Source organism: Pseudobacter sp. (assembly GCF_051955275.1).
Taxonomy (GTDB): domain Bacteria; phylum Bacteroidota; class Bacteroidia; order Chitinophagales; family Chitinophagaceae; genus Pseudobacter.
This window is the reverse complement of record NZ_JBQCGW010000075.1, coordinates 1-2,501: the sequence shown is the minus strand read 5'-3', so window position 1 is coordinate 2,501 and position 2,501 is coordinate 1. Positions and strand designations below refer to the sequence as shown.

Here is a 2,501-nt window from a genome sequence, read left to right as displayed (position 1 = left end):
TTAATGTTATGTTTGTTATGTTATGTTATGTTATGTTATGTTATGTTATGAAACCTGAACAGAACTTAATGTAACCAGCATTTCGTCTTCCTGGTTGCCGCACCTCCAACCAGCTGTTTCAAAGGGGTATGTACAAGGCGCCTTGAAAACATACGATCCCACAGCTCATCATTGTTCCTCCGCCCCAACTCACCCCAAAAAGCAAAAGAAGAAATCCCAAAGGTGTGGGTATGTTTTCCAGCGCCGGTACATACCCCTTTGAAACCAAAATTATCCCCAGATCACATTGATCAGCTGCTTCGCATTCTGCTCATTATTGAACAACGGCTCCAGCAATCGCTGTCTCAACGTTATCTCTTCCTGCGTAAACGGATTATGATACAACTGCGCCACGATCTGCCTGAAAGATTCGGCATTGGTACCGATATGACAGGCGGGCCCGATGCTGCTGTCCTTCACTGCCGCATCATTCACCACACAATGGCGCCCGTTAAAGAGTGCATTGAGCAGCTTCAGCTTCACACCGGTGCAGTTGAAACTCGGGAGGATATTGATCTGCGCTTTGCTGATCATGTCCTGCATCTCTTCTTCGGAAGGATTGGCCACTACACAGGTATGGCCGGAGCGCTCCGCGGCTTTCTCCAGCTTGCGGGATGGATCCTTGCCGGCAACAATGAAGTGGGCAGGGATCTCGTTGAACACTTCGTCCATCAGCCAGAGCGCGGCTTTCTCATTTTCGTCAACCGAAAGATTACCCTGGTACAGACAGAAACAACCGATACCTTCCTTTGAATTGATCTCATTGTATGGAAGGAACACCGGCAGATGCATGATATTTTTCACTCCGAATTTGCTGCGGTAGGTCTGTACATCCTGTTCCGAAACGGCCAGGATCACAGAGGCTTTCTCCGCAATGGCTGCTTCGTATGAGCGTAGCAGTTTGCTTTCATGGAGATAGTATAATTTTTTGAAAACAGAGTAAGTGGTATCGGCCAGCTGGCGGTAATACTGGTATTCCACATTATGCAGGCGCAGAATGGTGCGGCGGCTGGCAAAACGCTCGTCCTGCAGAATATGACTGGTGTGGATGCCTTCCAGCAGAATGGGATAATCATCACTGAGCAGGTTGTTCACCAGCTCGGCGCTGCAACGGGAAGCCACAATGTACGGGAGTTTGTGCGAAAAGCCTTTATGGCCGCACTGACGCTCGTAGTAGTTCACCGATGCGCAATATTGTTCCAGTTCGGGTTGAGGGCCGCGGCCATATTCAAAACAGTGCAGGTGTATCTTAACGCCTGCCTGGTGGAGCGCCACCAGTTTATAAAAGAGGTCGAACTGCCCTCCATGATTCACGGGGTAGGGAACGTCTAATGAAACGATATGTAAGTGCCTTTCCAAAATGCTTATAAAATATTTGAATAAAATGAGATCAGTTTCTTTTCCTCTTCCTGCCAGTTGTAAATGTTTCTTGCCTTGAGGCAGTTTGCCTGTAATTCCTTGTATAAGTTTTCGTCTTCCAGCAGTGCATTCAGTTGGTTGGCGATAGTACCGGGCTCAAGATCGTGTATAAGAACAGCAATCTGGTACTGATTGTTTATTTCACGGTAAACGGGATAATCCACACATAATTGTGGAAGGCCTCCGTGGATATAGTCGAAGAACCTGTTAGCCAGAGAATAATAGTTGCTAATGCCTTCTTTATCAAAGAGTGTTACACCTGCCCAGGCCTGGCTGGTGGCTTTCCGGAGCTCATCCGGGACCAGCTTTCCACGGAAAATTATTTTTTCCTGTAAACCATGTTCGGCTGTTATCTGTTTGGCCCTATCCATGAAATTTCCATCACCACAGATCATCAGGCGGGCATTCACCTGCTTCATGGCAGGGATCAGCGTTTCAAAGCTCCTGCCTTCATTCACCGCGCCCTGGTAAAGAATATAACGCTCTTGCTTTTCAGGAATGTCCAGGGGGCGGAGCAGCGGCACATTCCGGATCACTTCAAACTTCCTGCCGTACATCTTTTCAAACTCTTCGGCAATGGGCAGGTTTACGGTATAGTTATAGTTGAAATGGGGAACGCTCATACGCTCGATGCGTTTCCAGAACTTATAGATTGCAGGCCTGGTGGCTATTTCCTTCATTTCACAGAACAATTCGTGCGCATCATACACTCTTTTGATGCCTCTGATCCTGGTGACGGCCAGAACGGGCAGAATGGTATCCAGGTCAATGGCGCAGATCAGGTCAGCTTTCCGGAACAAGAGGTAAAAGAAAAGGCGGAGGTTGTATTCGATATAAAATCTTTTTCCGCGGAGGAAAAAACAATGCAGTCTTTTCTGGCGGAAGGGCTGCTCCTTGAAGGGGAGAGAGGCGGGTTCTTTTCTTCCTACCAACTCCACATCATAACCTGCACGGGCCAGCGAACCGCAGATCCTGATCATGCGCTGATCGAAGGTGCAGTCGTTCGTAATGGTGAAAATGAGTTTTTTTTGACTGCGCATGTA

2 protein-coding genes are annotated in these 2,501 nt (G+C 47.9%); both read right to left on the bottom strand.

Translation table 11 applies throughout. The features are described 5' to 3' along the window. Positions 1–270 precede the first annotated feature (270 nt). Complete coding sequence (locus ACTHMC_RS06520) at positions 271–1,398, bottom strand: glycosyltransferase (RefSeq protein WP_440411914.1); 1,128 nt, start codon at positions 1,396–1,398, stop codon at positions 271–273. A gap of 5 nt (positions 1,399–1,403) precedes the next feature. Beyond that, a partial coding sequence (locus ACTHMC_RS06515) for a glycosyltransferase (RefSeq protein WP_440411912.1) occupies positions 1,404–2,501 on the bottom strand: 1,098 nt, incomplete at its 5' end.